Annotated in this window: 28 protein-coding genes; 15 read left to right on the plus strand and 13 right to left on the minus strand. The window is 73.5% G+C overall.

The window, feature by feature from the left end; genetic code table 11:
• Window positions 1–27: 27 nt before the first annotated feature.
• On the minus strand, window positions 28–411 hold the full coding sequence (locus ACFXPX_RS25240) for a hypothetical protein (protein ID WP_380525253.1): 384 nt from the start codon (window positions 409–411) through the stop codon (window positions 28–30).
• Between the two features lie 50 nt (window positions 412–461).
• Window positions 462–617, minus strand: a complete 156-nt coding sequence (locus tag ACFXPX_RS25245; protein ID WP_375887834.1) for a hypothetical protein — start codon at window positions 615–617, stop codon at window positions 462–464.
• Between the two features lie 127 nt (window positions 618–744).
• Here ACFXPX_RS25245 and ACFXPX_RS25250 point away from each other — a divergent pair, with 127 nt between their 5' ends.
• From ACFXPX_RS25250 to ACFXPX_RS25275, 6 genes are all read left to right on the plus strand, one after another.
• Entirely contained in the window at window positions 745–1374 is a 630-nt protein-coding gene (locus tag ACFXPX_RS25250) for a TetR family transcriptional regulator (protein WP_380406134.1), read from the plus strand.
• A 154-nt stretch (window positions 1375–1528) separates the two neighbouring features.
• Window positions 1529–2422: a trypsin-like peptidase domain-containing protein gene (locus ACFXPX_RS25255; RefSeq protein ID WP_375887837.1), complete on the plus strand. Its 894-nt coding sequence runs from the start codon at window positions 1529–1531 to the stop codon at window positions 2420–2422.
• 315 nt (window positions 2423–2737) lie between these two features.
• Window positions 2738–4246 (plus strand): S28 family serine protease, encoded by a 1509-nt coding sequence (locus tag ACFXPX_RS25260; protein WP_380643409.1) that lies wholly within the window; start codon window positions 2738–2740, stop codon window positions 4244–4246.
• A gap of 164 nt (window positions 4247–4410) precedes the next feature.
• Complete coding sequence (locus ACFXPX_RS25265) at window positions 4411–5115, plus strand: TetR/AcrR family transcriptional regulator (protein ID WP_380643411.1); 705 nt, start codon at window positions 4411–4413, stop codon at window positions 5113–5115.
• The gene (locus ACFXPX_RS25270) at window positions 5099–6733 is read left to right on the plus strand and encodes an acyl-CoA dehydrogenase family protein (RefSeq protein ID WP_380643413.1); all 1635 of its coding nucleotides are present in this window, start codon (window positions 5099–5101) and stop codon (window positions 6731–6733) included. Before ACFXPX_RS25265 ends, ACFXPX_RS25270 begins: the two co-directional genes overlap by 17 nt.
• A gap of 113 nt (window positions 6734–6846) precedes the next feature.
• On the plus strand, window positions 6847–7683 hold the full coding sequence (locus ACFXPX_RS25275; RefSeq protein WP_380643421.1) for an amidohydrolase family protein: 837 nt from the start codon (window positions 6847–6849) through the stop codon (window positions 7681–7683).
• 75 nt (window positions 7684–7758) lie between these two features.
• Here the strand turns inward: ACFXPX_RS25275 and ACFXPX_RS25280 are convergent, their stop codons facing one another.
• Window positions 7759–8583 (minus strand): inositol monophosphatase family protein, encoded by an 825-nt coding sequence (locus ACFXPX_RS25280; protein ID WP_380525247.1) that lies wholly within the window; start codon window positions 8581–8583, stop codon window positions 7759–7761.
• Window positions 8584–8732: 149 nt separating this feature from the next.
• Between ACFXPX_RS25280 and ACFXPX_RS25285 the strand changes: the two genes are divergently transcribed.
• Window positions 8733–9725, plus strand: a complete 993-nt coding sequence (locus tag ACFXPX_RS25285) for an Lrp/AsnC family transcriptional regulator (RefSeq protein WP_380525246.1) — start codon at window positions 8733–8735, stop codon at window positions 9723–9725.
• Window positions 9726–9881: 156 nt separating this feature from the next.
• A complete protein-coding gene (locus ACFXPX_RS25290; protein WP_380643415.1) occupies window positions 9882–10310 on the plus strand; it encodes a hypothetical protein in 429 nt (142 codons plus the stop codon).
• 33 nt (window positions 10311–10343) lie between these two features.
• Here the strand turns inward: ACFXPX_RS25290 and ACFXPX_RS25295 are convergent, their stop codons facing one another.
• From ACFXPX_RS25295 to ACFXPX_RS25305, 3 genes are all read right to left on the minus strand, one after another.
• On the minus strand, window positions 10344–11171 hold the full coding sequence (locus tag ACFXPX_RS25295) for a helix-turn-helix domain-containing protein (RefSeq protein ID WP_375887854.1): 828 nt from the start codon (window positions 11169–11171) through the stop codon (window positions 10344–10346).
• Window positions 11172–11282: 111 nt separating this feature from the next.
• Window positions 11283–11765 carry a DUF2269 family protein gene (locus ACFXPX_RS25300; protein ID WP_375887856.1) on the minus strand — a complete coding sequence of 161 codons (483 nt, stop codon included), beginning with the start codon at window positions 11763–11765 and terminating at the stop codon, window positions 11283–11285.
• A 131-nt stretch (window positions 11766–11896) separates the two neighbouring features.
• Entirely contained in the window at window positions 11897–12604 is a 708-nt protein-coding gene (locus tag ACFXPX_RS25305; RefSeq protein ID WP_380525244.1) for a 4'-phosphopantetheinyl transferase family protein, read from the minus strand.
• Window positions 12605–12906: 302 nt separating this feature from the next.
• Between ACFXPX_RS25305 and ACFXPX_RS25310 the strand changes: the two genes are divergently transcribed.
• On the plus strand, window positions 12907–14397 hold the full coding sequence (locus ACFXPX_RS25310; protein ID WP_380643417.1) for a choice-of-anchor A family protein: 1491 nt from the start codon (window positions 12907–12909) through the stop codon (window positions 14395–14397).
• Window positions 14398–14494: 97 nt separating this feature from the next.
• Here the strand turns inward: ACFXPX_RS25310 and ACFXPX_RS25315 are convergent, their stop codons facing one another.
• Window positions 14495–15124 (minus strand): TetR/AcrR family transcriptional regulator, encoded by a 630-nt coding sequence (locus ACFXPX_RS25315; protein WP_380593036.1) that lies wholly within the window; start codon window positions 15122–15124, stop codon window positions 14495–14497.
• Between the two features lie 76 nt (window positions 15125–15200).
• Here ACFXPX_RS25315 and ACFXPX_RS25320 point away from each other — a divergent pair, with 76 nt between their 5' ends.
• The gene (locus ACFXPX_RS25320; RefSeq protein ID WP_380593035.1) at window positions 15201–16160 is read left to right on the plus strand and encodes a hypothetical protein; all 960 of its coding nucleotides are present in this window, start codon (window positions 15201–15203) and stop codon (window positions 16158–16160) included.
• On the opposite strand, the gene ACFXPX_RS25325 is transcribed toward ACFXPX_RS25320, so the two are convergent.
• The 5 genes from ACFXPX_RS25325 to ACFXPX_RS25345 form a co-directional block, all read right to left on the minus strand.
• The gene (locus tag ACFXPX_RS25325) at window positions 16145–16648 is read right to left on the minus strand and encodes a hypothetical protein (RefSeq protein ID WP_380593034.1); all 504 of its coding nucleotides are present in this window, start codon (window positions 16646–16648) and stop codon (window positions 16145–16147) included. The genes ACFXPX_RS25320 and ACFXPX_RS25325 overlap by 16 nt on opposite strands.
• 129 nt (window positions 16649–16777) lie before the next feature.
• The gene (locus tag ACFXPX_RS25330) at window positions 16778–17542 is read right to left on the minus strand and encodes a glucose 1-dehydrogenase (RefSeq protein WP_380525239.1); all 765 of its coding nucleotides are present in this window, start codon (window positions 17540–17542) and stop codon (window positions 16778–16780) included.
• Window positions 17539–18174: a TetR family transcriptional regulator gene (locus ACFXPX_RS25335; protein ID WP_380525238.1), complete on the minus strand. Its 636-nt coding sequence runs from the start codon at window positions 18172–18174 to the stop codon at window positions 17539–17541. Before ACFXPX_RS25335 ends, ACFXPX_RS25330 begins: the two co-directional genes overlap by 4 nt.
• Before the next feature lie 93 nt (window positions 18175–18267).
• Window positions 18268–19494 (minus strand): kynureninase, encoded by a 1227-nt coding sequence (kynU, locus tag ACFXPX_RS25340; RefSeq protein ID WP_380643419.1) that lies wholly within the window; start codon window positions 19492–19494, stop codon window positions 18268–18270.
• Window positions 19495–19523: 29 nt separating this feature from the next.
• On the minus strand, window positions 19524–20354 hold the full coding sequence (locus ACFXPX_RS25345; protein WP_380525236.1) for a tryptophan 2,3-dioxygenase: 831 nt from the start codon (window positions 20352–20354) through the stop codon (window positions 19524–19526).
• Window positions 20355–20585: 231 nt separating this feature from the next.
• On the opposite strand from ACFXPX_RS25345, the gene ACFXPX_RS25350 reads away from it, so the two are divergent.
• Both ACFXPX_RS25350 and ACFXPX_RS25355 read left to right on the plus strand, forming a co-directional pair.
• Complete coding sequence (locus tag ACFXPX_RS25350) at window positions 20586–21020, plus strand: Lrp/AsnC family transcriptional regulator (RefSeq protein ID WP_030288688.1); 435 nt, start codon at window positions 20586–20588, stop codon at window positions 21018–21020.
• An 88-nt stretch (window positions 21021–21108) separates the two neighbouring features.
• Window positions 21109–21648 carry an NADPH-dependent FMN reductase gene (locus tag ACFXPX_RS25355; protein WP_380406186.1) on the plus strand — a complete coding sequence of 180 codons (540 nt, stop codon included), beginning with the start codon at window positions 21109–21111 and terminating at the stop codon, window positions 21646–21648.
• Window positions 21649–21670: 22 nt separating this feature from the next.
• Here ACFXPX_RS25355 and ACFXPX_RS25360 read toward each other — a convergent pair whose 3' ends face one another.
• Window positions 21671–22303: a MarC family protein gene (locus tag ACFXPX_RS25360; RefSeq protein ID WP_375887882.1), complete on the minus strand. Its 633-nt coding sequence runs from the start codon at window positions 22301–22303 to the stop codon at window positions 21671–21673.
• A 124-nt stretch (window positions 22304–22427) separates the two neighbouring features.
• On the opposite strand from ACFXPX_RS25360, the gene ACFXPX_RS25365 reads away from it, so the two are divergent.
• The 3 genes from ACFXPX_RS25365 (at window position 22428) to ACFXPX_RS25375 (ending at window position 25879) form a co-directional block, all read left to right on the plus strand.
• Window positions 22428–22988 carry a DoxX family protein gene (locus ACFXPX_RS25365; protein WP_375887885.1) on the plus strand — a complete coding sequence of 187 codons (561 nt, stop codon included), beginning with the start codon at window positions 22428–22430 and terminating at the stop codon, window positions 22986–22988.
• Between the two features lie 135 nt (window positions 22989–23123).
• Window positions 23124–23738: an FxLYD domain-containing protein gene (locus ACFXPX_RS25370; protein ID WP_380525234.1), complete on the plus strand. Its 615-nt coding sequence runs from the start codon at window positions 23124–23126 to the stop codon at window positions 23736–23738.
• A gap of 323 nt (window positions 23739–24061) precedes the next feature.
• Window positions 24062–25879 carry a glycosyl hydrolase family 18 protein gene (locus ACFXPX_RS25375; protein ID WP_380525233.1) on the plus strand — a complete coding sequence of 606 codons (1818 nt, stop codon included), beginning with the start codon at window positions 24062–24064 and terminating at the stop codon, window positions 25877–25879.
• The last annotated feature ends 116 nt before the right edge of the window (window positions 25880–25995 follow it).

Here is a 25995-nt window from a genome sequence, read left to right on the forward strand (position 1 = left end):
CCGGGGCGCCAGGGAGTTGAAGCCCGGTCAGGAGCCGAGGTCGATGAGCACACCGTGGGAGGTGGCGGTGGTGACGGCGAGGATGGCCAGCGAGGCGATGCCGAGGGCCAGGCCGAGGAAGGCGCGGCCGCGGCGGCTGGTGCCGCGGACCAGGGCCAGGGTGGCGAGGGTGACGGCGATCGGGCCCAGCACGAGGTTGAAGAGCAGCAGGCCCGGGAGGCCGAGCAGGAAGGAGGCGACGGCCAGGTTGTCGGCCTCGGCGGTGCCCTGACGCTCCTCGGCGGCGCGCTCGGCGCTGCTGCGGACGGCGGCGGTACGGCCGGCGCTGTTACGGCTGGTGACGGCGTTGCTGATGACGGCGCGGCCGGTGACGGCGTTGCTGGTGACGGCGTGGTCGGTGACGGTGCTCATGGCGGTGGCGGTCCTCTCGGCGGTCGACGGGAGTGGACGGTGCGGCGGGCTCAGCGGTGCCGCAGGCGGGCGACGCCTTCGCGGGCGCCGAAAGCGAGCAGCCAGGCGGAGATGGCGGCGGAGGCGGCGAGGAACACCGGGAGGGGGAGGTGGGCGGCGGTGCCGATCAGGACTCCCATGGCGACCAGTGCGGAGAACAGGATCACGGCTGGCTCCTTCGGCTGCGGATGCGGCTGCTGCCGCGCCGATTTCGGTTGACAAGTGTTCACTGACTTCGAGGCCCACTGTACGCCCGGCTGGCCAAGTTCGGCAAACGACTGTTTACTGAATGGCGTGAATCACACCGTGGGGGCCAGACAGGCCCAGAAGCAGCAGAGCCGGCGGGCCTTGCTGGACGCCGGTCTGCACCTGCTGGCCGATCAGAACCTGGCGAGCCTGGGCGTCCGCGAGGTCACCCGGGAGGCGGGGTTGTCCCCGGCCGCCTTCTACCGGCACTTCCCGGACCTCGCCGCCCTCGGCGTCGCCCTGGTCGAGGAGTCGCTGGCCAGCCTGCACGTCATGATCCGCTCGGTGCTCGCCGAGGCCGGGGGCGCCGAGGAGCTGATCGACCGGGCGGTGGACGTCATCCAGCGGCACGTCCGCGAACACCGGCCGCACGTGCGCTTCCTGTCGCGCGAGCGGCACGGCGGGGTCCGGCAGGTGCGCGAGGCGATCGACGCCGAACTGGGCCGATTCGCCGCCGAAGTGGGCTCCGCCCTGGCGCTCCAGCCGGTCTCGGCGGGCTGGAGCGAGCAGGACCTGCGGATGCTGGCCGAGCTCTACGTCGACCACATGGTGTCGACGGCCTCCGCCTTCCTGGAGGCCCAGGAGGCGGACCCCGCCCGCGAGCAGCGGATCGCCGCCACGGCGCGCTCGCAGCTGCGCCTGATCAGCCTCGGCCGGCGGCACTGGCAGGGGAGTTGACCGCAGTAGGGCCCTGAGTGCCGGGCCGGGCACCCGCCCGGGCGCCGGGCGGTCGATTCCATGACCAGGGGTGTTCTCTTGGTCTGGTTTTGACTCTTGACAGTAAGTCATGTCCGCGACAGCTTTGGGGGACCCCCACACCGAGAGGTCTCTCATGAAGAAGCCGCTCATAGGCATGCTCGCCACGCTCCTGGTCGCGGGAGCCACCGCCCTCGGCGGTGCCGCCCCGGCCCAGGCCGCCGCCCCGGCGCAGGTCACCGCCCCGACGGAGGCCGCTGCCCAGGCCGAGGGCTCCGCCCCGGCGGCCAAGCCGGCCGCCGTCAGCTTCGCCGGGACGGTCGCGCTCAGCAACTGCTCCGGCTCCCTGGTGCGGATGCCCGGCTCGGCCGCGACCGACCCGGCCCTGGTGCTCTCCAACGGCCACTGCCTGGAGTCCGGTATGCCCGGCCCCGGCGAGGTCGTCCTCAACCAGCCCTCCAGCCGGACCTTCACCCTGCTCAACTCGACCGGCGGCCGCCTCGCCACCCTGCGCGCGACCAAGGTGGTCTACGGCGCGATGACCGACACGGACGTGTCGATCTACCAGCTGAACACCAGCTACGCCTCGATCAAGTCGAAGTACGGGATCTCCCCGCTGACGATCGCCGACACCCACCCCAACCAGGGCGCGGACATCCGGGTCGTCTCCGGTTACTGGAAGAAGATCTACTCCTGCTCGATCGACGGCTTCGCCTACCAGTTGAACGAGGCCGACTGGACGTTCAAGGACTCGGTCCGCTACACCTCGGGCTGCAACGTGATCGGCGGCACCTCGGGCTCGCCGGTGGTCGACGCCTCGACCGGTCTGCTGGTCGCCGTGAACAACACGATCAACGAGAGCGGCGAGTCCTGCACCCTGGACAACCCGTGCGAGGTCGACGAGTCGGGCGCGGTCACGGTGCACCAGGGCATCGGCTACGCCCAGGAGACCTACGGCATCCCCGCCTGCTTCGCACCCGGCAACCGCCTCGACCTCACCCTGGCCGGCTGCACCCTGCCCCGCCCGTAGGCCCCGCTCGCACGCCCTGCCTGTAAGCCCTGCCCGTAAGCCCTGTCCGTGCAAGCCCTGTCCGTAAGCCCTGGCCCGGCCCGCGTGCCCCGGCCCGCCCGCACCGCACCCCCTCGGCGGGCGGGCCGACCCACCGGGCCTCCGGGCCGTCGAAGGAACCGCAGCGACCCCCTTGACCAGCACCTTCTCCCCGATGGGCCACCCGCGACCAGGCGGGTGGCCCATTCGGCCGTCCATCGGGCGGCCACCGCACCACCCGCACCGCAGAGTAGTGCCGACGAGGCACGTCATGTCCGTTGACCAGATGGAGAGTTGATGACCACCAGGTTCAAGAGGCTGCTGGTATCCGCCCTGCTGATACCGATGTTCGCGATCGGCGGCCTGGCCGCTCCGGCCTCGGCCGACACCGGCCGCGGGGCCGAGGCGTCCGGGGCCGAGGCGTCCGGGGCCGCGCACGGCCGGAGCCCCGCCGACGACCCGACCGCCGACATCAAGGACCGCCTGGCGGCGATCCCCGGCGTGACGATCACCGAGGAGAAGCCCACCACCACCGGCCACCGCTACTTCCTGGCCACCTACACCCAGCCGATCGACCACTTCCGCCCCTGGCTGGGCACCTTCCAGCAGCGTTTCAGCGTGCTGCACCGCGGCTACGACCGCCCGACCGTCTTCTACACCAACGGCTACACGCTGGGCACCACGCCGTCCCGCACCGAGCCGACCCGGCTGGTGGACGGCAACCAGGTCTCCATCGAGTACCGGTACTTCACCCCCTCCCGCCCGGAGCCGGCCGACTGGTCCAAGGCGGGCATCCGCCAGCAGGCCGCCGACTCGCACAAGCTGGTGACCGCGCTCAAGCGGATCTACGACCAGGAGTGGCTCTCCACCGGCGCCAGCAAGGGCGGCATGTCGTCGACCTTCTACCGCCGCTTCTACCCGGACGACGTGGCCGGCACGATCGCGTACGTCGCGCCGAACAACACCGACGTCAGCGACTACGCGGCCTACACCGAGTTCTTCCGCAACGTCGGCACCCCGGAGTGCCGTGCCAAGCTGAACGCCGCCCAGCGCGAGCTGCTGGTGCGCCGTGACCGCCTGGAGTCGCGCTACATCGCCGACAACAAGGCGGCGGGTTCCACCTTCAACACCCTCGGCACCCCGGACCGCGCCTACGAGGCCGGCGTGCTCGACGTGGTCTGGGCGTTCTGGCAGTACAGCCTGGAGTCGGACTGCGCGAAGGTCCCGGTGGCCGCGACCGCGACCGACGACGAGCTGTACGCGTGGTACGACGCCCAGTCGGGCATCACCGGCAACAGCGACCAGTCGCTGGCGAAGTACACCGCGTACTACTACCAGGCCGCGACCGAGCTGGGTGCGCCGTTCTTCGACGTCTCGTACTTGAAGGACCAGCTGCACTACGACTACAAGGACCTCTACTCGGCCCGCTCCTACGTGCCGAAGGAGATCCCGACCGTCTTCAACCCGAAGGCGATGCCCGACATCGACCGCTGGGTGAAGCGCGAGGGCGAGCGGATGATGTTCGTCTACGGCGGCAACGACCCGTGGGGCGCCAAGCCGTTCCACCTCGGCCGGGGCAGTGACGACAGCTACGTCTACGTCGTGCCCGGCGGCAACCACGGCTCCAACATCGGCAAGCTGCCGGCCGACCAGTCGGCGGAGGCCACGGCCAAGGTGCTGGAGTGGGCCGGTCTGGGCGACCAGGCCGCCGCCCGCTCGCTCGCCAAGTCGGCGCAGCCGGGAGCGCCGTTCGGCCCGCTGGACGTCGAGGGCCAGCGCCTGGAGCAGGAGCGCCGCCCGCTGTAGCGCTGCGTAGCCCAGGAGCAGAACCAGGAGCAGGACCAGGAGGCCGCCCCGCCCGGGGCGGCCTCCCGTCGTTCCCGCCGTCGTTCCCGCAGGTCCCGCTGCTGCCGCCGTCTCGGCTCTCCCTCCCCCTCCCCGAAGCAGTGAATCGGTGCTTCAATGCTTCCATGGCCTACCGACGCACCCCCGCCGTCCAAGCCCGCCTGGACGCCCAGCGCGAGGCGGTGCTGCAGTCGGCGGTCGGCCTGCTCGCCGAGCGCGGTTACGGCGGCTGCACCATGGCCGCCGTGGCGGACCGCGCCGGGATCGCGACCGGCAGCCTCTACCAGCACTTCGCCAACAAGGCCGAGCTGTCGGTGCAGTTGTTCCGCCGGGTGGTCACCCGCGAGATGGCCGCGGTGAACGCCGCCGTCGCGCTGCGGGACACCCCGCGGCAGCGGATCGCCGCCGTGGTCGAGACCTTCGCCACCCGTGCCCTGCGGGCCCCCCGGCTGGCGTACGCGCTGCTGGTCGAGCCCGCCGACACGGTGGTGGACGGCGAGCGTCTGGTGTTCCGGCGGGCGTTCCGGGACGTGATCGCCACCGAGATCGCCGCTGCCGTGGCGGCCGGCGAACTCCCCGAGCAGGACCCGGTGCTGACCGCCGCCGCCCTGGTCGGCGCGGTCGGCGAGGCTCTGGCCGGCCCGCTCGCGGCCCAGCCCTCCGGCCCCCAGCCCTCCGGCCCCCAGCCCTCCGACGCCCAGCCTTACGACCCTCAGCCCTCCGGCCCCCGGCCCCACTCCGACCCCCAGCGGGCCACCGCCGAGGTGGTCCCCGCCCTGGTCTCCTTCACCCTGCGTGCCCTGGGAGGACGCGATGACAGCGACGCATGAGGTCACCAACCAGGTGCCCCTGCCGTACGGACACGACACCGCCGCCGATCCGACCCTGCTCGCCGCCCTGCACCGGGCCGGCGCCGGCTGGGCCGAGCCCGAACTGCGCGAGCTCGGCCGCCTGGCGGGCTCCGAGCAGGCCGCCGACTGGGGCCGGCTGGCCAACGAGAACCCGCCGGTGCTGCGCACCCACGACCGCTTCGGCCACCGGATCGACGAGGTCGAGTTCCACCCGTCCTGGCACGAGCTGATGCGCACCGCCGTGTCCTACGGCCTGCACGCCGTGCCCTGGCGGGACGACCGGCCCGGCGCCCACTCCGCCCGCGCCGCCAAGTTCTTCGTCTGGAGCCAGGTCGAGGCCGGTCACACCTGCCCGATCTCGATGACCTACGCCGCCGTCCCGGCCCTGCGCCAGAACCCGGCCCTGGCAGCCGAGTTGGAGCCGCTGCTGGCCGCCACCGAGTACGACTACGGGCTGCGCGAGCCGCGCACCAAGCGCGGGCTGATCGCCGGCATGTCGATGACGGAGAAGCAGGGCGGCTCGGACGTCCGGACCAACACCACCACCGCCGTCCCGCAGTCCGACGGCAGCTACCGGCTCACCGGGCACAAGTGGTTCACCTCGGCGCCGATGTCCGATCTCTTCATGACCCTCGCCCAGGCCCCCGGCGGGCTCAGCTGCTTCGTGCTGCCGCGCGTCCTCCCGGACGGCAGCCGCAACCGGCTGCACCTGATGCGGCTCAAGGACAAGCTCGGCAACAAGTCCAACGCCTCCGCCGAGCTGGAGTACGACGGCGCGGTCGGCCTGCTGGTCGGCGAGGAGGGCCGGGGCGTGCCGACCATCATCGAGATGGTCAACATGACCCGTCTGGACTGCACGATCGGCGCCGCCTCCGGGATGCGCTACGGCGCCACCCGGGCGGTCCACCACGCCCTGCACCGGCGGGCGTTCGGCAAGGCGCTGGTCGACCAGCCGCTGATGCGCAACGTGCTGGCCGACCTGGTGGTGGAGTCCGAGGCGGCCACGGCCGTGGCGATGCGGCTGGCCCACGCGACGGACCTCACCCTCGCCGGGGACGGGAACGAGGCGCTGGTGCGGCGCCTGGGCCTGGCGGTGGCCAAGTACTGGGTCTGCAAGCGCGGTCCGGCGCACTCCGCCGAGGCGCTGGAGTGCCTGGGCGGCAACGGCTACGTCGAGGAGTCCGGGATGCCCCGGCTCTACCGCGAGGCACCGCTGGTGTCGATCTGGGAGGGCTCCGGCAACGTCGCCGCCCTGGACGCCCTGCGCGCCATGGCCAAGCGTCCGGAGACGATCGAGGCCTTCATGGGCGAGCTCGACGCGGCGGCCGGGGCGGACCGCCGGCTGGACGCGGCCGTCGCCGGACTGCGCAAGCAGTTCAGCGACCCGACCGACCTGGAGTACCGCACCCGGCGGCTGGTGGAGTCGATGGCGCTGGCCTTCCAAGGTTCGCTGCTGGTCCGGTACGGCAGCCCGGCGGTGGCCGACGCCTTCTGCGCGAGCCGGCTCGGCGGTGACCACGGCGCCGCCTTCGGCACCCTGCCGTCCGGCGTCGACACCGCCGCGATCATCGACCGCGCCCGCCCGGTGCCCGCGTGAACGATCGGGAGCACGATCTCGCGAACGATCGGGAGCACGACCCCGCGAACGATCAGCAGCACGACCCCGCGAACGACCAGGAGTCCGCAGGCGTACGGGAGTTCTGGCAGGGCCTGGGCCTGCCCGGGCTGATCGACGTGCACACCCACTTCATGCCGAAGAACGTCCTCGACAAGGTCTGGGCGTACTTCGACGCGGCCGGTCCGCTGGTGAACCGCCCCTGGCCGATCACCTACCGCGAGGCCGAGGAGCAGCGGGTCCAGCGGCTGCGGGACTTCGGCGTCCGGGCGTTCACGTCCATGCTGTACCCGCACAAGCCGGGTATGGCCGGCTGGTTGAACGCCTGGGCCGCCGAGTTCGCCGCCCGCACCCCGGAGTGCCTGCACACCGCGACCTTCTTCCCCGAACCCGGGGCGGCCGGTTACGTGGCCCGCGCGATCGAGGACGGCGCCCGGGTGTTCAAGGCGCACCTCCAGGTCGGCGGCTATGACCCGACGGACGACCGGCTGGACGAGGTCTGGGGGCTGCTCGCCGAGACCGGCACCCCGGTGGTCACCCACTGCGGATCCGGGCCGGTGCCGGGCAAGTTCACCGGTCCCGGCCCGATCGGCGCGGTGCTGGACCGGCACCCGGGCCTGGTCTTGGTGGTCGCCCACCTGGGCATGCCCGAGTACCGCGACTTCCTCGACCTCGCCGAGCGCCACCCGGCCGTCCGGCTGGACACCACCATCGCGTTCACCGACTTCGCCGAGGCCGACGTGCCCTTCCCGCGCGACGAACTGCCGCGCCTGCGCGGGCTCCGGGAGCGCGTCCTGCTCGGCAGCGACTTCCCCAACATCCCGTACCGGTACGTCCACCAGCTGGAGGCGCTGGCCGGACTGGGGCTGGGGGAGGAGTGGCTGCGGGCGGTCTGCCACGACAACGCGGCCGCGCTGTTCGGTCTCACCTGAGGCCTCACCTGAGGCCTCACCTGAGGCCTCACCCGTGGCCTCGCCCGAGGCTTCACCCAAGTCCCACCCCGGGCCTCACCCGACCGCGCGCAGCACCCCCACCGCGTCCGCGTGCAGTCCGGGCGCGGCGGTGAGGAAGCCGTCCGAGCCGGCCGTCCAGGCCGACCCGGCGGTGTCCGTCACCGTCGCGCCCGCCTCGCTCGCCACCAGGGCGCCCGGCAGCAGGTTGCCCGCGTCCTGCCCGTACTGCCAGAACAGCGCCAGGTGCCCGGAGCCGACCTGCGCCACCTGGAGCGCGGTCGGGCCGAGGTTGCGCACCGCGAGCACCGCGCCCGCCATCGCGGACAGCGACTCGCCGGCCCGGCGCAGCGCCACCGGGTCGGCGGCCACCAGCGGCGGCTGGCTGGTGGCGGCGACGGTGGCCGCCAGCTCGCGCTCCAGCGGCGTGATCGGCCGCCCGTCCAACTGGGCGCCGCCGCCCAGCACCGCCCGGTAGGTCCGGCCCGCGCCGAACAGCTCCGGGGCGTGCACCACGGCCAGCACCGCCGTGCCGTCGCGCACCAGCGTGGCCGTCACCGCCCAGTGCGGCTGCCCGAGCAGGTACTGCACCGCGCCGTCGGTCGCGTCACAGACCCACCACTCGCCCTCGGCGGGCACCGAGCCGTCCAGTTCCTCCGGCACCCACCCGGCCTGCGGGCGAAGCGCGGTGAGCCGCTCGCGCAGTTCGGCGGCGGCCGGGCCGTCCAGCTCGGCGAACCGGGCCATCGCCTCCTCGACCGTCCGCCCCGGGGTCGGCTCGACCGGCCGGGCCGCCGCCAGCCCCGCGCCGACCTCGCGCACCGCCGCCTCCACGGCCTCCGTCAGGGCCCACAGCTCCGCGACCTGTCCCTGTCCGTCCATGTCCTGCCTCCTCGGTTCCGTGCTGCTCCGCCCCGGTCCGGTGCGTCCCGGCGCGTTCCGGCCGCGTTCCGGCCGGGCAGGACAAGGAGTACCGTCAGGACTGCCGAACAGGACGTACGGGCAGCCCGAAGCGACGGAGATCGGACACCATGGACCTCGACACGACGGATCCGGACACCGTGCTGGACACCCTGGACCGCCGCCTGGTCTGCGCGCTCCAGGTGGACGGACGGGCCGAGCCCGGCCGGATCGCCGAGGTGCTGGGCGTCTCCGCCCGGACGGTCACCCGCCGGCTGGGCCGGATGCGCGAGGCCGGAGTGCTCCGGGTGGTGCGGCTGCCCGACGTCGAGGACGCCGCCGTGGGCGCGCTGCTGCTGCGGGTCCGGGTGCTGCGCGGCCGGGTGGACGCCCTCGCCCGGGCGCTGGCCGACCGCTCGGACGTGCCCTTCGTCGACGTGATGCTGGGCGGCCACGAGGTCGGCGCCGTGATGCTGGGCGACGCCCACGGCCGGGACCGGCTGCTGTACGGGCAGCTGCCCGCGACCGGTGCCGTCGTCGAGACCACCACCCACGCCGTCCTGCACGCCTTCGCGGACGCCGGGCAGTGGCGGGCCGGCGGGTTGACCGACGGGGAGGCCGCCGCGCTCGCCCGGCCGCTCGCCCCGCGCCCCGCCGTGCCCCCGCCGCTGGACGACCTCGACCGCGCCCTGCTGGACCGGCTCGGGCAGGACGCCCGGCAGTCCCACGCGGTGCTGGCCGGGGCGGTCGGCGCGCCCGAGTCGACCGTACGGCGCCGACTGCACCGGCTGGACGGGCTCGGCCTGCTGCGCACCCACGCCACCGTGGACCCCCGGCTGCTCGGCATGGCCGTGGACGCCAACCTCTGGCTGGACGTGCCGCCGGGCCGGCTCGCCGAGGTCGGCGCCGAGCTGGCCCGCCACCCGCAGGTGCACGGCGTCTTCGCCACCAGCGGCCCGACCAACCTGCTGGCCACGCTGTTCTGCCCGGACCACGGCGGCCTCTACCGCTTCCTCACCGACACCCTGGGCCCGCTGGGGGTCACCCGCGCGGAGACCACGATCACCGCCCGCGCGGTGAAGCGGGCCGGGGTGCTGCTGGACCGGCCGTCGCGCGCACGGTGAGCTCCGGGCGGGCCGGGCCGGGCGCCTCGCCCGTGCGGTGGCCGGGTACGTGACCCGCGGGGTAATCGACGGGCGCCGTCCGGCCCGGCAGGGTGGAGGTACCCGGGCGGGCGGTCGGCGCCACCGGGACACCACCCCGGTCAGGAGACGATCCGCATGCGTGCGAACGCACACCCCGTCACCCCCGCCCGGCCTGCTGCGGTGTTCTCGCCGTGGACGGTCCGCGGGGTCCTCGCCCTGGACGCGGTGGTCACCGCGGGCAACGGTCTGGCCTATCTGGCCTTCGCCGGTCCGCTCGGCGGCCTGCTCGGGGTCGGTCGTCCCACCCTGCTGGTCCTCGGGCTGCTCCTGACCTGCCACGGCCTGGTGCTCGGCGCGCTGGCCGCCCGCCGCCCGCCGCGGCCCGCGGTGCTGGCGGTGGCGGGGATCAACGCCGGGTGGGTGCTGCTCAGCCTGGTCGCGCTCGCCGTCCGGTTCGCGCCGACCGCGTCCGGCACGGTCTGGGTCCCGGTGCAGGCCGCCGCCGTGGCGCTGTTCGTGGTGCTCCAGCTCGCGGCCCTGCGCCGGAGCGGTGCCCGGCGGTAGGGCCGACCCACCGGGCACCGCTCCGGCGCAGGGCTACCGGTCCGGGCCGACCACGGACTGCAGGTGCTGCACGGTCTCCCGGTCGGCGGGCAGGAAGGTCTCCAGGGCGAGTTCGGAGACGGTCACGTCCAGTGGTGTGTTGAAGGTGGTGACGGTCGACAGGAAGGAGAGCACCCGGCCGTCGTGCCGGACCCGCAGCGGCAGCGCGAAGGGGTTCCGCTCCTCGGCGGCTTCCGGGGTCGGCTCCTCCTCCGGTTCGGGGTAGCCGAGCACTTCCTGGTACAGCTGCCGCAGCGGTTCCGCGTGGATCCCTGGCTCCAGCCGCTCCTCCAGCCGGGAGAGCAGGTGCCGCCGCCACTGCCGGAAGTTGACGATGTGCCGTGCCAGCCCGTCCGGGTGCAGGGCGACCCGGACGGCGTTGAACGGCGGCCGAAGCAGCTCGGGGGCGACGCCGTCCAGCAGCAGGGTGAGCGAGCGGTTGGCCGCCAGCACCCGGAAGGTGCCGTCGACGACCACGGCCGGGTACGGGTCGTGGGCGGCGAGCAGCCGTTCGACGCCGCCGCGCAGCGCGTCCATGGACGGGGCGTCCAGCGGTGTCTCGGGGTAGTGCGGGGCGTAACCCGCCGCCAGCAGCAGGGAGTTGCGCTCGCGCACCGGGACGTCCAGCTGTTCGGCCAGGCGCAGCAGCAGCTCCCGGCTCGGCCGGGCGCGGCCGTTCTCGACGAAGCTGAGGTGTCGGGCCGAGGAGTTCGCCCGCAGGGCCAGCTGGAGTTGGCTGAGCTGCCGTCGCTCCCGCCAGCCGCGCAGCAGCGGTCCGACGCCGGTCCCTGTCGGGCCGCCCATGCCCGCCATGATCGTCATGGGCAAGGACGGTACTCGAACCGACCCCGTCCGCGGGAGGGGGCCGTGGGTGCGGGTGTCGTGAGGGCGGGGGCCGTGAGGTCGGGTGTCGTGAGATCGGGTGCCGGAGGTTCAGGCGCCGGTGGTCGAGCCGGGGCGGATCACCATCAGCACCACGACCACCGCCCACAGCAGGTTGAACACCCCGGCGGTCATCGGCAGCAGCCGCAGGCCGCTGACGGCCTTGGTGCGCTGCTCGTCCGCCGGGTCGAGGCCGAGCGCGTCCACGGCGGCCTGCTGGCCGGGCAGCACGAAGAGCAGCAGGGAGAGCGCGGCGACCGCGGTGAGCACCATGGAGGCGATCAGCCAGGACTGGCCGAGCACGTCCATCACCTGGGCCACGCCGATGCCCAGCAGCGGCACCGCGACGCCGAGCAGCGCGTAGACCTGGGTGATCCGGTGCAGGACGCGCAGCACGCCCGCGTCCGAGGCCTGGTCCGGGCCGCCGGCCAGGGCGGCCTTCGCCCGGCGCGGGAACATGCTGACGGCCACCGCGACCGGGCCTATGAACAGGACCGACGCGAGGACGTGCAGGCTCAGCAGGAACTTGGCCATGGCGGGGCACCCTTTGATCCGGTGGGCAGCGGGGGGACGGCGGGCGTGCGCGCTCGGCGTGCCCACGACCAGGCACGCTAACACCGCTTATCCACCGGCCCCGCGCTCGGGTGCCCGGCCCGGTGCCCCGCTCAGCCCGCCGGGACCAGCTCCACGATCCGCGGCGGGGCGGTGCTGACGGCCGCGACGGCGGCGCCCTGCCCGGGGTCGGTCCAGTCGAGCAGGTGGAGGTCCTCGAAGCGGCTGTGCAGCGGGGCGCCGGGCGGGACGTCCAGCGGCAGGGCGGAGAGGTCGACCTGCCCGAGGGTGTCCAGGGTGACCCGCCCGATCTTGATCAGCGACTCCTTGCGCACCCACTGCCGCAGGAACGCCCGGTCCGGCTCCGGGGCCGCCTCGACCAGGGCCAGCTCGGCGGGGGCGAGCACCCGGCGGGCCACGGCGCGCAGCGAGCCGCCCCGGCCGGCCAGCTCGACGTCCACGCCGACCGGGCGCCGGCCCGCGCCGGCCGCGACCACGCCCCGGGTGTGCGACAGGCTGACCTCCACCCCGGGGTGGTCGGGCAGGTAGGGCTTGCCGTGGTCGGCGAGGCCGCAGTCCGGGCACTCCTGGGCGAGCACCAGCCCGGCGACCGGGACGCCGAGCAGGCGGGCGGCGCAGAGCCGGACCAGCACGTGCCCGGCGACGAAGTCGGTCCGCCCGGACTCCTGCCGGAAGCGTGCGGCGCGGGCCCGCTCGATCTCGGTGAGCAGGTGTTCGCCCGCCTCGGGGTGCCGCAGTACGGCGTCGGCGGACGCGACGGCGACGAGCGGCGCGTCCTGCTCCTGGGCCTCGGTGGTCATGACCTCCAACCTAGTCCGCCCAGCCGCCGGGCGGGGAGCCGGACCCTGGGGGAGCGGGCGGGACCGCGGTCCCGGCGGCGGGCGGGTCGGGCGGAACGAGGGGTCGTCCGCAGGGTGCTCGGATCCGATCTGAGGGCCCGCAGGGTGTGAACAGTCCGTTTTAGGATTGAATGTCTCTGATCTGTGGGATCATCAGGAGATATGAATGAATCTGGCAGGTCGTCCGGACCTGCCCTTTTCTCTGCGCGGAGGAATTGTCGATGGGTCAGGCCACCGGTTCGCCGGATCACCGAGCGACCGCCGTGAGAAGAACACCCGCCACCGGCCGCCGCCGGGCCGTCCGGATCGCCGTGGCGACCGCCGTCGCCGCCGTGCCGCTGGCCGCCGTGCTGACGGTCGGTTCGGCCGCCCCGCTCGCCCCGCCGCTGGGCGCCTGCTCCGGCCCCGACTGCCCCGCCACCTGGCCGCCGCCGAACAACGGCGACTTCACCGGGCGGGACGCCACGATCAACGTCTTCACCGGCGGCGACTACACCGTCAACGGCCGCGCGGCCGAGGCCGAGGGCAAGATCGTCACGCTGGGGAACCTGACCGTCGACAAGAACGGCGGCGGCGTCTACAACATGGGCGTGGTGGGCGTCGGCTCGCGCGTCGTGCCGCCCGACGGCAGTGACTTCGTCACCACCGGCGGCAACGTCGACGTCAGGACCGGCAACTCGATCCTGATCGGCGGCAGCGATTCCCACGGCCCGGCCTTCGGCAACCTGCGCCACGCGGGCGGCGTCACCGGCACCGTCAGCATCGACCCCACCGGCCGGTCGATCCAGGACCCGAACGCCGCCGCGCCCTACCAGGACGTGCTGACCCGGATCGAGGAGGTCTCCGACTGCGTCGGGCGGGCCACCGCGACCGGCACCGTCGACGTCTCCTCCAGCCAGGCCACCTTCACCGGTGACGGCGTCAGCATGAAGCAGGTCTTCAACGTCACCCAGAACCTGGCCTCCCCGAGCGGCGGCCAGATCGGTCTGGTCTTCACCAACATCCCGGCCGGGGCCACCGTCGTGGTGAACATGCTCGGGGACAGCCCGGTCATCAACACCTACACGGGCACCGGCCTGGCCGGCGACCAGACCACCGACCTGCGCTCCAAGCTGCTGTACAACTTCCCGACCGCGACCTCGGCGCAGATCAACGGCAGCGCCCAGTTCCAGGGCGCGGTCATGGCCGGCAACCCGGGCAGCACCACGACCCTCGCCCAGCCGGGCATCAACGGCCGGGTCTACCTCGCGGGCAACCTGATCCACACCGGTACGGGCGGCTACGAGATCCACAGCTACCCGTTCGACGGGGACCTGCCGGACTGCCGGGTGACGCCGAGCCCGACACCGACCTCGCCGTCCCCGACCTCGCCCTCCCCGACGTCGCCGTCCCCCACCTCTCCGTCGCCGACGTCGCCGTCGCCGACGTCGCCCAGCCCCACCTCGCCCAGCCCCACCTCGCCGAGCCCGACGTCCCCGTCGCCGACGTCCCCGAGCCCGACCTCGCCGCGTCCGACCCCGACCTCCCCGAGCGCGAGCACCACCTCGGCATCGGCGAGCTCGTCCACGTCGAGCGCGGGCCCGGCCCCGACCAGCCACCACCCGAGCGGTCACCACCCCGGTGGCCACGGCGAGTTGCCCTCGACCGGTGCGGGTAACGCGCCGGTGGTCTTCGGCCTGGCCGGTGTCGGCCTGCTCGGCCTGGGTGGCCTCGCCGTGCTGGCCGCCCGCCGTCGCCGGGGCCGCCACAGCTGACGCCCCGGCCAGTGCCCCTCGGGCCGCCCGCCCTCGTGGCCGGGCGGCCCGAGTCGCGTCAGCGCCCCGACTCGGTGCCCCGACCCAGTGCTCCGGCTCAGCCCCCCGACGGGTATCCGGCGAGTCCGGAGGCGAGCAGGCCGAAGGCCCGGTCCGCCGCCGACGCGACCCGTTCCCGCACCTCCTCGGCCGGCTCCCCGGCGACCATCGCCCGCCGCACCTCGCCGAGTGCCGCCCGGTGGGCCCCGGCGAGGGCGCCGGCCACCACCCGGGGGAGCGGGTCCGCCGGTCCGGCGTCCGACTCCTCGGCCAGGGCGGCGGCCAGGGCGGCCTCGGAGCGTTCGCCGAGTTCCAGCAGCCGGGCCCGCAGGGCCGGGCTGTCCGCGACGATCCGCCAGAACGCGGCCATCCGGGGGTCGAGCCCGATCGTCGGCTCCCCGTCGGCGAGGCCCGCCAGCAGGTCGGCCCGGACGGCGTCGACGGCGGAGCTGCCGGCGGGCCGGCGGCGGACCACGTCGGCGAGGTGGCCGACGACCTCGTCCTGCCGGTCGAAGAACAGGTCCTCCTTGGTCGGGAAGTAGTTGAACACCGTGTTGGGCGAGACCCCGGCGGCCCGGGCCACCTCGACGACGGTGACCCGGTCGAAGCCGTGCTCGGCGAACAGGCCCATGGCGGTGTCGGAGAGGAGTTCCCGGGTCTGCTGCTTCTTGAGTTCGCGAAGTCCCATGGCCGCATCGTAGCGCCGAATCATGGTGTCACTTAAAACTTGCAGTGACACCAAAAATATCGGCTACGGTGTCGCCATGACCTTCACCTTCGGCATCTACCCCGGTGGACTGCTCGGCGACGAGGCAGGGCTGATCCCTCCCGTCCGCCCCGACGATCCCGCGGAGATCACCGCCGCCCTGCGCGAACTCCAGGGGGAGGCGGCCGAGTTGCTCGTGCGCGCCTACCGCCTGTACCCGGACGGCGCGCACACGCCGGAGCGGCCCGAGCGGTACGCCGCCGAGGGGCGGAAGCTCGACCTCGTGCTCCAGTTCCGCGAGCGCAGCGGGGAGTTGGCGGGCTGGCTGGACTTCGTCCGGCGGACCGTCCGGGCCGAAGGCCCTCGCCTCGCGCTCCTGCAGATCTGCGAGGAGCCCAACCTGGACCTGCCCGTCCTCGACGGCAGCACCCCGAACGTCCGCCGGGCGCTGGTCGAGGGTGTCGTCGCGGCCAAGGAGGAGGCGCTGGCCTGCGGTTACGACCACCTGGCGGTCGGTTTCAACGCGGTGCCGAGCTTCGACCCCGCCGACACCTTCTGGCCGGAGCTGGGCCGGCTCGCCGACGAGCGCTTCCACCGTGCCCTGGACTACGTCGGCCTGGACTTCTTCCCGGACGTCTTCCGCCCCGTCCCGGAGGGGCGGCTCGCGGACGCGGTGCGGGCGGTGCTCACCGGCTTCCGGAACGACGCGCTGCCCCGGGCCGGGATCGGGCCGGCCGTCCCGTTGCGGATCTGCGAGAACGGCTGGCCCACCGGTCCGGGGCGGAGCGAGGCCCGGCAGGCCGAGGTGGTGGAGCAGGTGGTCCGGGCGGTGGCCGGGCTGGCGGGTGAACTCGCCGTCCGGAGCTACTCGTTCTTCTCCCTCCGGGACGCCGACAGCGCCGGCCCGGGTCCGTTCCACCACTTCGGACTGCTTCGCGACGACTGGACGCGCAAGCCGGCCTTCGGCGTCTACCGCCAGTTGGTGGCCGAGTTGACGATCGGTCAGTCGATCGGCTGAGCGAAGAACCGCTCCACCGTGCGGCGTTGGGCGGCGACGGTGTGCACCGGTTCGCCGACCACCCGGCCGGCCAGCACGACGGCCAGGTCGCCGACGTCCTGCCGCAGTACACCGGCGGCCTGCGTCCGGTCGGCGGCGATCCGGGCGCGGCCCGTGGCGAGGAGCAGTTCGCGGTCGCGGACGCCTTCGGCGCGGGCCGCCGCGATCGCCGCCGTGCCGCGCTCGGTGTACTCCTGGCGGATCCGGGCCGCCTGGTGCCGGGCCTCGGTGATCTCGTGCAGCGCCGCGTCCCGGACCGCCTCGGCCTCGGCGCGGACGGCCTCCGCCCGTTCGGCGCGCCCCTCGGTCGCGTCCCACCGCTGGGCCCGCACCCGTTCGATGCGGGGGAGCAGGACGACGCCGAGGGCGAACATGAGCAGGAAGAGCTGGGCCAGGCCGAGGACCAGCATGGAGGGATCCGGCTTGAGCGGACCGAGTTCGATGTTCACGCCAACCTCCCCAGGGTGTGACGGATCGTCAAGGACGAGGTTTCCCTGGTGCGATGGCGGTCGAACTCCCGCTCGGGCATGAGCTGCGTCACGTCGCCGGGCGCGCCGTGCTCCCGGTCCCGCTGCGGGCTACTGGCCCATGACGTACCTGACGGTCGGCCCGGTGGTCCAGCCGCCGTCCACCGCCAGCTCGGCGCCGGTGACGTAGGAGGAGTCGTCGGAGAGCAGGTAGACCACGGCGGTGGCGATCTCGGGCGCCTCGCCGACCCGGCCCATCGGGGTGTTGGGGTAGTTGCCCTCGCCGCGCCGGATGCCGACCGAGGCGGTCATCGGGGTGTAGGTCATGCCCGGGTGCACCGAGTTGACCCGGATCCGCTCGGTGCCGAGCTCCACCGCGCCGATCTTGCTGAGGCCGCGCACGCCCCACTTGGAGGCGCCGTAGCCGGCGGTGAGCGCCAGGCCCATCAGGCCGGCCGCCGAGGAGATGTTGACGATCGAGCCGCCGCCGGCCGCGCGCATCGCCGGGACGACGGTCTTCATCCCGATGAACACGCCGGTCAGGTTGATGTCCAGGACCTTGCGGAAGTGCTCGACGCTCTCGTCCGCGAGCAGTGAACCGGTGGAGATCCCGGCGTTGTTGACCAGGCCGTGCAGGGCGCCGAACTCCGCCACCGCGAAGTCCACCACGCGCTGCCAGTCCGCCTCGGAGGTCACGTCGTGCCGGACGAACCGGGCCCGCTCGCCGAGTTCGGCGGCGGTGGCCGCGCCGTCCTCCGCCAGCACGTCGGTGATCACCACGTTGGCGCCGGCCGCGACGGCGAGCCGGGCGGCCTCGGCGCCGAGGCCGCGGGCGCCGCCGGTGATCAGGACGGTCCTGCCGGTGAGGTCGTTCATGACGTGCTCCTTCGGGGGGTGGGGGCGGAGAGCATGGCGGCGGACACCGTCACCAGGTCGGCGAGGAAGGTCTCCTCGTCCGTGAGGGGGGTGGACCCGGTGAGGTACTGCTGCGCCCGGTCGGCCAGGGCCGCGCCCACCAGGGTGAGGACCAGGTCGATCCGTTCCAGCCGGATCGGCTCCGGCAGCGCGGCGATCCGCTCCTCGACCAGCTCGATCAGCCGCCAGTAGCCGCCGCCCGCGAGGGTGGGGTGCGGGGTCCGGGTGCGGACCCCGCTGCTGTGGCTGACCTGGGCGGAGATCCGCAGGCAGTACCGGCCCTGTTCGGTGCGCAGTTCGGTGGCCTCGGCCGCGACCAGCGCGTCGAGCAGTCCGGACAGGTCCGCGTCCGCGAGTGCGGGCAGACGCGGCGCGAGGGCCCGCTCGGTGCGGTCCTGGCGGCCGGCCATGATCGCGTCGAGCAGGCCCTCGCGGGAGCCGAAGTGGTACTGCACGGCGGACGGGTTGCCCTGTCCGGCCAGCCGGGTGATGTCCCTGGTCAGGGCACCCTCCACGCCCCGGGTGGCGAAGAGTTCCTCCGCCGCCCGCAGCAGCCTGTCGCGGGTCTCGTGGCCCGCCGATGTCCTTGCCATGCGCACCAGATTAATACTGTGCATTATTAACGGCAAAGGCCCCCCGCCGCCGGCCCCTTCCGCCGGCCCCTTTCCGCCGGCCCCTTGCCCCGGTCAGGTCACCTCGCCCCGACGGGAGAACCGTTCCTCCCGCCACTCACCGCTCTCCAGCACCTCGGCCAGCCGCCGGGCCGCGTCCCACACCTCGGTGTACGAGAGGTACAGCGGCGTGAAGCCGAAGCGCATCAGGTCCGGTGCGCGGAAGTCCCCGATCACCCCGCGCGCGATCAGCGCCTGGACCACCGGATACCCGTCCGGGTGCCGCAGCGCGACCTGGCTGCCCCGCCGGGCGTGCTCGCGCGGGGTCACCACCTCGATCCCGTCCAGGCCCTCCACCAGCGAGACGAACAGGTCGGTCAGCGCCAGGCTCTTGACCCGTACGGCGGCCAGGTCGGCCCGCTCCCAGATGTCCAGGGAGACCTCCAGCGAGGCCTGGCCGAGCAGCGAGGGCGAGCTGGTCAGGAAGCGCCCGATGCCCGGCCTGGGGTCGTACCCGGGCTCGAAGGCGAACGGGCGGGCGTGCCCGAACCAGCCGCTCAGCGGCTGCCGCGGACCGGCCGCCAGGTGCCGCTCGGCGACGTACAGGAAGGCCGGCGAGCCGGGGCCGGAGTTCAGGTACTTGTAGGTGCAGCCGACCGCGAAGTCGGCGCCGGCGGCGCCGAGTTCGACCGGCAGCGCGCCGACGGAGTGGCAGATGTCCCAGATCATCAGGGCGCCCGCGGCCTGCACCCGGGCGGTGATCCCGGGCATGTCCAGCAGTTCGCCGGTGCGGTAGTCCACGTGCGAGAGCACCACGGCGGCGACGTCGCCGTCCAGGTGCCGGTCCAGCTCCTCGGGGCGGATCAGCACGCTGCGCCCGCCCTCGACCAGGCCGGTCACGCCCTCGGCGATGTACAGGTCGGTCGGGAAGGCCTCGACGTCGCCGAGCACCGTGCGCCGCCCCGGGCGCAGTTGGAGCGCGGCCGCGAGCACCTTGAACAGGTTCACCGAGGTGGTGTCGCAGACGACCACCTCCGCCGGATCGGCCCCGATCAGCGGCGCGATCCGCCGTCCCAGCCGGTACGGCTGCTCGAACCAGCCGGCGTCGTTCCAGCTGCGGATCAGCTCCCGGCCCCACTCGCGCTCGACCACCCGGGCCACCCGCTCGGGCGTGCGCACCGGCAGCGCGCCCAGCGAGTTGCCGTCCAGGTAGATCACCCCGTCCGGCAGGGCGAACTCCTCGCGGAACGCCGCCAGCGGGTCGACGGCGTCCAGCGCCGCGCAGTCCTCGCGCGTGGTCATGCCCGTTCTCTCCTTCGCCACCGGCTCGGTCACAGCTCGTCCCGGATCGTCCACAGCTCCGGGAACACGTCCTGCTCGGCCGCCTTGCGCAGCCAGGTCAGTCCGCTGGAACCGCCCGAGCCGGGCTTGGCGCCCATGGTCCGCTTGACCGAGCTGAGGTGCCGCTGGCGCCAGCGGGTGACCCGCTCGGCGACGTCCAGCAGCGTCTCGGCGAGCGGCTGGAGGTCGGCGTACTCCGGCTCGGTGTAGACCCGGCGCCAGGCCGCGGCGACCTCCTCGGAGGGCCGGTAGCGCTGCTCCGGGACGGCCGCGGGCACCGCCAGGCCGCGGCGGGCCAGCAGGCCGAGCACCTCGTCGTACAGGCCGGGGGAGCGCAGTGCCTCGGCCAGCTCGGCCCGGGTCTGCGGCATCCCCTCGTACATGTTCAGCAGCGCGGCGTTCTTGTTGCCGAGCAGGAACTCCAGGTGCAGGAAGGCCGAGGACTGGAAGCCGGAGGCCTCGCCGAACAGGGCGCGGAAGGAGTTGAACTCCTGCGGCGTCATGGTGGCCAGCAGGTCCCAGGACTCCACCAGCACGTCCTGGACGTGGGTGCCGCGGCGCAGCGCGGCCCGCGCGGCGGTCGGGTCGTCCTCGCGCAGCGCCTGCCGGGCGATCGTCCACTCGTGCCGCAGCAGGTCGAAGAGCAGCTCCATCACCTGGGTGGTGACGATGAAGGACAGCTCGGCCGGCTCCTTGCTGCGCGGGTGCTGGAGGCTGTGCAGCTCCTCCAGCCGCACGTACTGCGCGTACGGGGTGCCCCGACCCGGCCGGCCGTCCCCACCGAACGACAGGCTGGGTGTCTCCACCGTGTCGTGCCCCATCCCGATCCCTCCTGCTCCGTCCGGGCCGCGTCGCCCGGGTCCGGTGGAGCGGACGGACGTCCTGGTTCCACCGGGGTGCCCATTGTGCGGCGCCGCGGTCCCCCGCTTGAATGGCCGACGAGCACCGCAACAGGGCTTCGGGTTGTCGTTCGCGAGGCGTTCGGTCGATCTGCTTTACGAATGAAAAACCGCTGATCACACCTGCTGATCACCATCGCTCCGGGAGCCCCCATGGACGCCGTCGACCGCCGCCTGCTGGCCGAACTCCAGGCCGACGCCAGACTCTCGTACAACGAACTCTCCCGCCGGGTGAGCCTGTCCGCACCCGCGGTGGCCGAACGGGTCCGCCGCCTGGAGGCGGACGGCGTGATCAGCGGCTACCACGCCCACGTGGACCCCACCCGGGCCGGGCTGCCGATCACCGCGCTGGTCCAGGTGCAGTGCTACGGCCCGCGCTGCGTGCTGCGCGACCCCGAGGTGGCGACCTGGCCGGAGGTGCTGCAACTGCACCGGGTCACCGGCGGGGCCTGCTGCGTGCTGCTGGTCGCGGTCGCCACGATGGCCGAGTTCGAGGCGCTCTGCGACCGGCTCGGCGGGTACGGGCCGCCGGCCAGCTCGATGATCCTCTCCAGCCCGGTGCCCTGGCGGCCGCTGCTGCCGAGCTGACCGGCGCGAGCCCGCCTGCCCCCCCGGCGCCGGCCGGCCCTGACGCCGGTTGGCCTTGACGCGGACGTCAGGGAGTAGGTTCCTCGGCATGCCGAACGAGCGCCACATCCTGCTGCTGCCCGGGAGCCTGCGGGCCGGTTCCGCCAACGAGGCCGTGCTGCGCACCGCCGCCGCGGTGGCCGACGACCTGCCCGGCGTCCGGACCACGTACTACGCCGACCTGGCCGGGCTGCCGCACTTCAACCCGGACCACGACACCGACCCCCTGCCGGAGCCGGTGGCCGCGCTGCGGGCGGCGATCGAGGCGGCCGACGCGCTGCTCGTCTGCACCCCCGAGTACGCCGGGACGCTGCCCGGCTCGTTCAAGAACCTGCTGGACTGGACGGTCGGCGGGATCGAGATCTCGGACAAGCCCGCGGCCTGGATCAACTGCGCCGGGCCCGGCCGCGGCCAGGGCGCCGAGGCGACCCTGGGCACCGTCCTGGGCTACACCGGCGCGGCCGTGCTGGCGCAGGCCTGCGTGCGGATCCCGCTGGAGCGCGGCGCGGTCGGCCCGGACGGGCTGGTCGCCGACCCGCTGGTGCGCGGGCGGATCGGCGAGGTGCTGACCCTCCTGGCGGCCGGCTGAGCGCCCGTCCGGGGGCTGCGGCTCAGTGCCCGGCGGGCAGCGGCACCCCGAGCCCGGCCAGGCCCTCCAGGAAGAGCTCGACGCCGACCGCCGCGAGCAGCAGCCCGAGCAGCCGGGACGCCACCTCCAGCGAGGTGCTGTGGGTGCGCCGCATCAGCGGCGCGAGCACGGCCACGCAGAGGTAGTTGAGCACCGCGACGGCCACGTACGCCCCGGCGACGGCGGCCTTCCAGCCCCAGTTGTCCTGGTTGAGCGAGGCGACCAGGACGGCGGTGATCGCGAGCGGGCTGGCGATGTACGGCAGCAGCAGTTCGCGGATGCCGTCCACGAGCGGGTTGCCCAGGTGCTCGTCGTCGTCGCCGTCCGCGCCGAGGTGGAGGCCGAAGACCAGCGCGACGGCGTAGACGAAGAAGATCGCCCCGCCGGCGAGCTGCAGCGACTGGTCGCTGATGTGGAAGAGCGTGGTCACCTCGTCCGCGCCGAAGCCGAGGACCAGGCCGATCAGCGCCGAGACGGCCGTGCTCCAGGCGGCCAGCCGCCGGAGCTCCCGGGTGCTGCGGTCCCCGGCCAGCCTGGCGAAGGTCAGCAGGGTCTTCGGCGGGCCGACCACGGCGAAGAAGGTGATGAAGGCGCTGCCCAGGTTGAAGACGAACATGGGCCCAGCATTCCTTGTCGGGGCCGGATTCGCCCGGATGGCGGCCCCGGGTCGAGCCGGCGGGCGCTCTCGGGTGCCATGGAGGTACGGACGACCACTCCCCCGGCGGAAACGAGGATGCGACATGTGCCTGAACCGTAGGGACCTGGGCCTGCTGGCCCTGCGCAGCGCGGTCGGCGGGGTGCTGATCGCGCACGGGACCCAGAAGCTGTTCGGCTGGTTCGGCGGTGGAGGCCTGGAGGGCACCACCCAGGCGATGGACCACATGGGCTTCCACCCGGCCCGGGAGAGCGCCATCGCGGCGGGCGTCGGCGAGGCGGGCGGCGGCGCGCTGCTGGTGGCCGGGCTGGCCACCCCGGCGGCCGGTGCGGTGGTGGCCGGGACGATGGCCGGGGCCGTGGCGGTGCACGCCCCGGCGGGCTTCTTCGCGATGTCCGGCGGCTACGAGTACCCGGCGTTCCTGGGCGGGACCGCCCTGGCGATGGGCCTGGCCGGCCCCGGGCGGTACTCGCTGGACCACCTGACAGGGCACGTCTTCGACCGGCCGTGGGTCGGCGCGCTGGCCTTCGTGGCGAGCGCGGCGGGCGCGTACGGGGTGGTGGCGCGCCGTCGGCACCTGGTGCGGCTGCGCGAGGAGCGGGCGGCGGTGGAGGCCGACGAGCAGGAGGGCTCCGGGCTGTCCTGAGGCCGGGCCCCGTCCGGAAGGCCGCAGGAGGCCTCACCCGGAGGCACCACCCCTGCTGGCGGGCGCGGCGGGCGGCTCGGAGGGTGGGCGGGAGGTGTGCCGGGCAGCCCGGCGCCGGAAGGAACGAGGACCCGCATGGACCGCCAGCCGCTCACCCGGGCCGCCTCCGGGCCGCGCCGCACCGCACCGCGCCCGGCCGTACCGACGAACCGTCAGCACCGGCTGGCCGCAGGGGTGTTGGCGGCCGCCGTGCTGGGTTCGGCGGTGCTGGCCGGCTGCTCCTCCGGCAAGAGTGCGCGCGGTGAGGCCTCCGCGGCGGCCGGCGAGGTGCAGAAGGCGGCCAGCGCCGCCGCCTCCGCCGCGTCGGCGCTGGCCTCGGCGGCCGGCGGCGTGGGCGGGCTGCTCGGCTCGGCGCAGGCGGAGGCCTCCGCGGCGGTCTCGGCGGCCTCCTCGGCGGTCGCCGGGATCAAGGGCGGGCTGGACGCCAAGGGGGACGTCTCGGTCGGCGCGGTGTCGACCGGTCCGGACGGCAGGCCGCAGGCGCAGCTGACCGTCACCAACCACGGCCAGGAGTCGTACCGGTACGTGGTCCAGGTGAACTTCACCGACGGGAGCGGCAAGCTGCTGGACGCCACCGCGGTGACCGTCCAGGACGTGGCGGCGGGCCAGAGCGCCCAGGCCACCGCGCAGGCCAACCGGGAGCTCAGCGGCACGGTGGAGGCCGAGGTGGCGAACGCCGTCCGGTTCTGAGCACCGGGCCGCGGGGAGCCCGTTCCGGCTCCGGGCGCCGCCGTTCCGGGGCGGGTGCGGAACCTTAAGCGGGTCTCAAGGCCAACAGGACCCCTTGACGGGGGAGTTGGTCTAGTCCATTTTTATTCCCCAGGTGCAGGGAGCCCCTGAACCGGCGTCACCGGCCTCGTGCCGGGGGCGCCGGTTCGGCACATCCCGGTGTCCGTCATGGCCTGTCCGCTCGATTCCCACCCCTGATCTGTCATGTCCCGGTCGTCCGGCCCCACCCCGGACGCGCCACCCCACCGGGCGACGGAACCCCCACACCCAGGAGTCACGCACCCATGCTGCGCTCACGCATTGAAAGGGCCGGGACCCCGGCTCCGGACGGGCCCCGCCGGCGCCGCCCGAAGAGCCTGGCCGCCATCGCGGCCGGCACCACCGCCTCGCTGCTGCTCGGCGCCGGCCTCGCGCTGTCCGGCGGTGGCGCGGCCAACGCCGCGACCACCAACTCCACCGGCGCGACCGCCACCAGCGGCGGCATCAAGGTCGCCTACTACGACCAGTGGTCGGTGTACGCCAACGCGTACTACCCGAAGACGATCCAGGACACCGGCGTGGCCGGGAAGCTGGACTACCTGATCTACGACTTCGCCAACATCTCCCCGTCCGACCTGGGCTGTTTCGAGGCGACCAAGGCCGCCGACACCAACGACAACAACCCCAACGCCGGTGACGGCGCGGCCGACGCCTTCGCCGACTACCAGAAGAGCTTCGGCGCGGACATCTCGGTGGACGGCGTCGGCGACGTCTGGAACCAGCCGATCGCGGGCAACTTCAACCAGCTCAAGAAGCTCAAGGCGAAGAACCCCAACCTCAAGATCCTGCTGTCGATCGGCGGTTGGACCTACTCCAAGTACTTCTCGTCGGCGGCCGCCACGGACGCCTCGCGCAAGCACCTGGTCTCGTCCTGCCTCGACATGTTCATCAAGGGCAACCTCCCGTCCGACGCCGGCTACGGCGGTCCGGGCACGGGCAAGGGCGTCTTCGACGGCATCGACATCGACTGGGAGTACCCGGGCGGCGGCGGCCACACCGGCAACATCTCCAGCCCGGCCGACAAGCAGAACTTCACCCTGCTGCTGCAGGAGTTCCGCAACCAGCTGGACGCCCAGGGCAAGGCCGACAACAAGACCTACGCCCTCTCGGCGGCGGTCGGCGCCGGCCAGGACAAGATCATGAACGTCGAGACCGACAAGATCGGTCAGTACCTGACCTTCCTCGACGTCATGACCTACGACATGCACGGCGGCTGGGACCCCCAGGGTCCGACCAACCACCAGGCCCCGCTGTACTCCGGCCCGAACGACCCGTCGACCCCGGCCAAGCCGGGCAACGGCAAGTACTCGATCGACAACGCCATCAAGGCGTGGACGGTCGGCGACGCCCAGTACGGCATCCCCGGCGGCTTCCCGGCCAACAAGATCAACATGGGTGTGCCGTTCTACTACCGCGGCTGGACCGGCGTCCAGAACAACGGCAAGAACGGCCTCTTCCAGCCCGCCACCGCCCCGGCCACCGGCGCCGCGATGTCCGGCAACGTCCCGGGCATCCAGATGTACAAGGAGCTGGCCGGCTTCGTCGACAACCCGTCCAAGACCTTCTGGGACGACGACGCCAAGGCCGCCTACTTCTACGACGGCACCACCTTCTGGAGCGGTGAGAACGCCAAGTCCATCCAGGCCAAGCTGGACTACGCGCACTGCAACGGCCTCGGCGGCTCCTTCGCCTTCTCGCTGTACGACCTGGGGACCAACACCAGCCTGTTCGACACGATGGTGAACGCCACCAACGGCTCCGCGGCCGGCTGCCCGGCCCCGCCGACCGGCACCCCGACGCCGACCCAGACCCCGACCGGCACGCCGACCGGGACCCCCACCGGTACCCCGACCGGCACGCCCACCGGGACTCCGACCGGCACCCCGACCACGCCGGCCACCTGCTCGGCCGCCCCGAGCTGGGACCCGAACGCCACCTACGCGGCCGGCGGCACCAAGGTCTCCTGGAAGGGCCACTACTACACCAACAAGTGGTGGACCAAGGGCGACGACCCGACCCAGAGCGGCCAGTGGGGCGTCTGGACCGACAACGGTCCCTGCTGACCCGCTGATCCGCTGATCCGCTGATCCGCGGAGCGGCTGACCTGCTGACCTGCCGACCCGCTGACCGTCCGGGGTCCACGGACCCCGCGGCACCTGAACGAGAACGGAGTCCGGCC

The organism is Kitasatospora sp. NPDC059146, from assembly GCF_042786665.1.
In the GTDB taxonomy this organism is placed as follows: Bacteria; Actinomycetota; Actinomycetes; order Streptomycetales; family Streptomycetaceae; genus Kitasatospora.

Bases quoted from the DNA above. Each gene is read 5' to 3' on its own strand.
- kynU (WP_380643419.1), bottom strand. From the start codon at position 19,494: ATGACCACGCGCGAGGACTGCGCGGCGCTGGACGCCGTCGACCCGCTG.
- ACFXPX_RS25290 (WP_380643415.1), top strand. From the start codon at position 9,882: ATGCGTGCGAACGCACACCCCGTCACCCCCGCCCGGCCTGCTGCGGTG.
- ACFXPX_RS25365 (WP_375887885.1), top strand. From the start codon at position 22,428: ATGTGCCTGAACCGTAGGGACCTGGGCCTGCTGGCCCTGCGCAGCGCG.
- ACFXPX_RS25345 (WP_380525236.1), bottom strand. From the start codon at position 20,354: ATGGGGCACGACACGGTGGAGACACCCAGCCTGTCGTTCGGTGGGGAC.
- ACFXPX_RS25295 (WP_375887854.1), bottom strand. From the start codon at position 11,171: ATGACGATCATGGCGGGCATGGGCGGCCCGACAGGGACCGGCGTCGGA.
- ACFXPX_RS25300 (WP_375887856.1), bottom strand. From the start codon at position 11,765: ATGGCCAAGTTCCTGCTGAGCCTGCACGTCCTCGCGTCGGTCCTGTTC.
- ACFXPX_RS25240 (WP_380525253.1), bottom strand. From the start codon at position 411: ATGAGCACCGTCACCGACCACGCCGTCACCAGCAACGCCGTCACCGGC.
- ACFXPX_RS25350 (WP_030288688.1), top strand. From the start codon at position 20,586: ATGGACGCCGTCGACCGCCGCCTGCTGGCCGAACTCCAGGCCGACGCC.
- ACFXPX_RS25370 (WP_380525234.1), top strand. From the start codon at position 23,124: ATGGACCGCCAGCCGCTCACCCGGGCCGCCTCCGGGCCGCGCCGCACC.
- ACFXPX_RS25305 (WP_380525244.1), bottom strand. From the start codon at position 12,604: ATGACCACCGAGGCCCAGGAGCAGGACGCGCCGCTCGTCGCCGTCGCG.
- ACFXPX_RS25315 (WP_380593036.1), bottom strand. From the start codon at position 15,124: ATGGGACTTCGCGAACTCAAGAAGCAGCAGACCCGGGAACTCCTCTCC.
- ACFXPX_RS25355 (WP_380406186.1), top strand. From the start codon at position 21,109: ATGCCGAACGAGCGCCACATCCTGCTGCTGCCCGGGAGCCTGCGGGCC.
- ACFXPX_RS25360 (WP_375887882.1), bottom strand. From the start codon at position 22,303: ATGTTCGTCTTCAACCTGGGCAGCGCCTTCATCACCTTCTTCGCCGTG.
- ACFXPX_RS25285 (WP_380525246.1), top strand. From the start codon at position 8,733: ATGGACCTCGACACGACGGATCCGGACACCGTGCTGGACACCCTGGAC.
- ACFXPX_RS25260 (WP_380643409.1), top strand. From the start codon at position 2,738: ATGACCACCAGGTTCAAGAGGCTGCTGGTATCCGCCCTGCTGATACCG.
- ACFXPX_RS25335 (WP_380525238.1), bottom strand. From the start codon at position 18,174: ATGGCAAGGACATCGGCGGGCCACGAGACCCGCGACAGGCTGCTGCGG.
- ACFXPX_RS25280 (WP_380525247.1), bottom strand. From the start codon at position 8,583: ATGGACGGACAGGGACAGGTCGCGGAGCTGTGGGCCCTGACGGAGGCC.
- ACFXPX_RS25330 (WP_380525239.1), bottom strand. From the start codon at position 17,542: ATGAACGACCTCACCGGCAGGACCGTCCTGATCACCGGCGGCGCCCGC.
- ACFXPX_RS25375 (WP_380525233.1), top strand. From the start codon at position 24,062: ATGCTGCGCTCACGCATTGAAAGGGCCGGGACCCCGGCTCCGGACGGG.
- ACFXPX_RS25265 (WP_380643411.1), top strand. From the start codon at position 4,411: ATGGCCTACCGACGCACCCCCGCCGTCCAAGCCCGCCTGGACGCCCAG.
- ACFXPX_RS25320 (WP_380593035.1), top strand. From the start codon at position 15,201: ATGACCTTCACCTTCGGCATCTACCCCGGTGGACTGCTCGGCGACGAG.
- ACFXPX_RS25255 (WP_375887837.1), top strand. From the start codon at position 1,529: ATGAAGAAGCCGCTCATAGGCATGCTCGCCACGCTCCTGGTCGCGGGA.
- ACFXPX_RS25270 (WP_380643413.1), top strand. From the start codon at position 5,099: ATGACAGCGACGCATGAGGTCACCAACCAGGTGCCCCTGCCGTACGGA.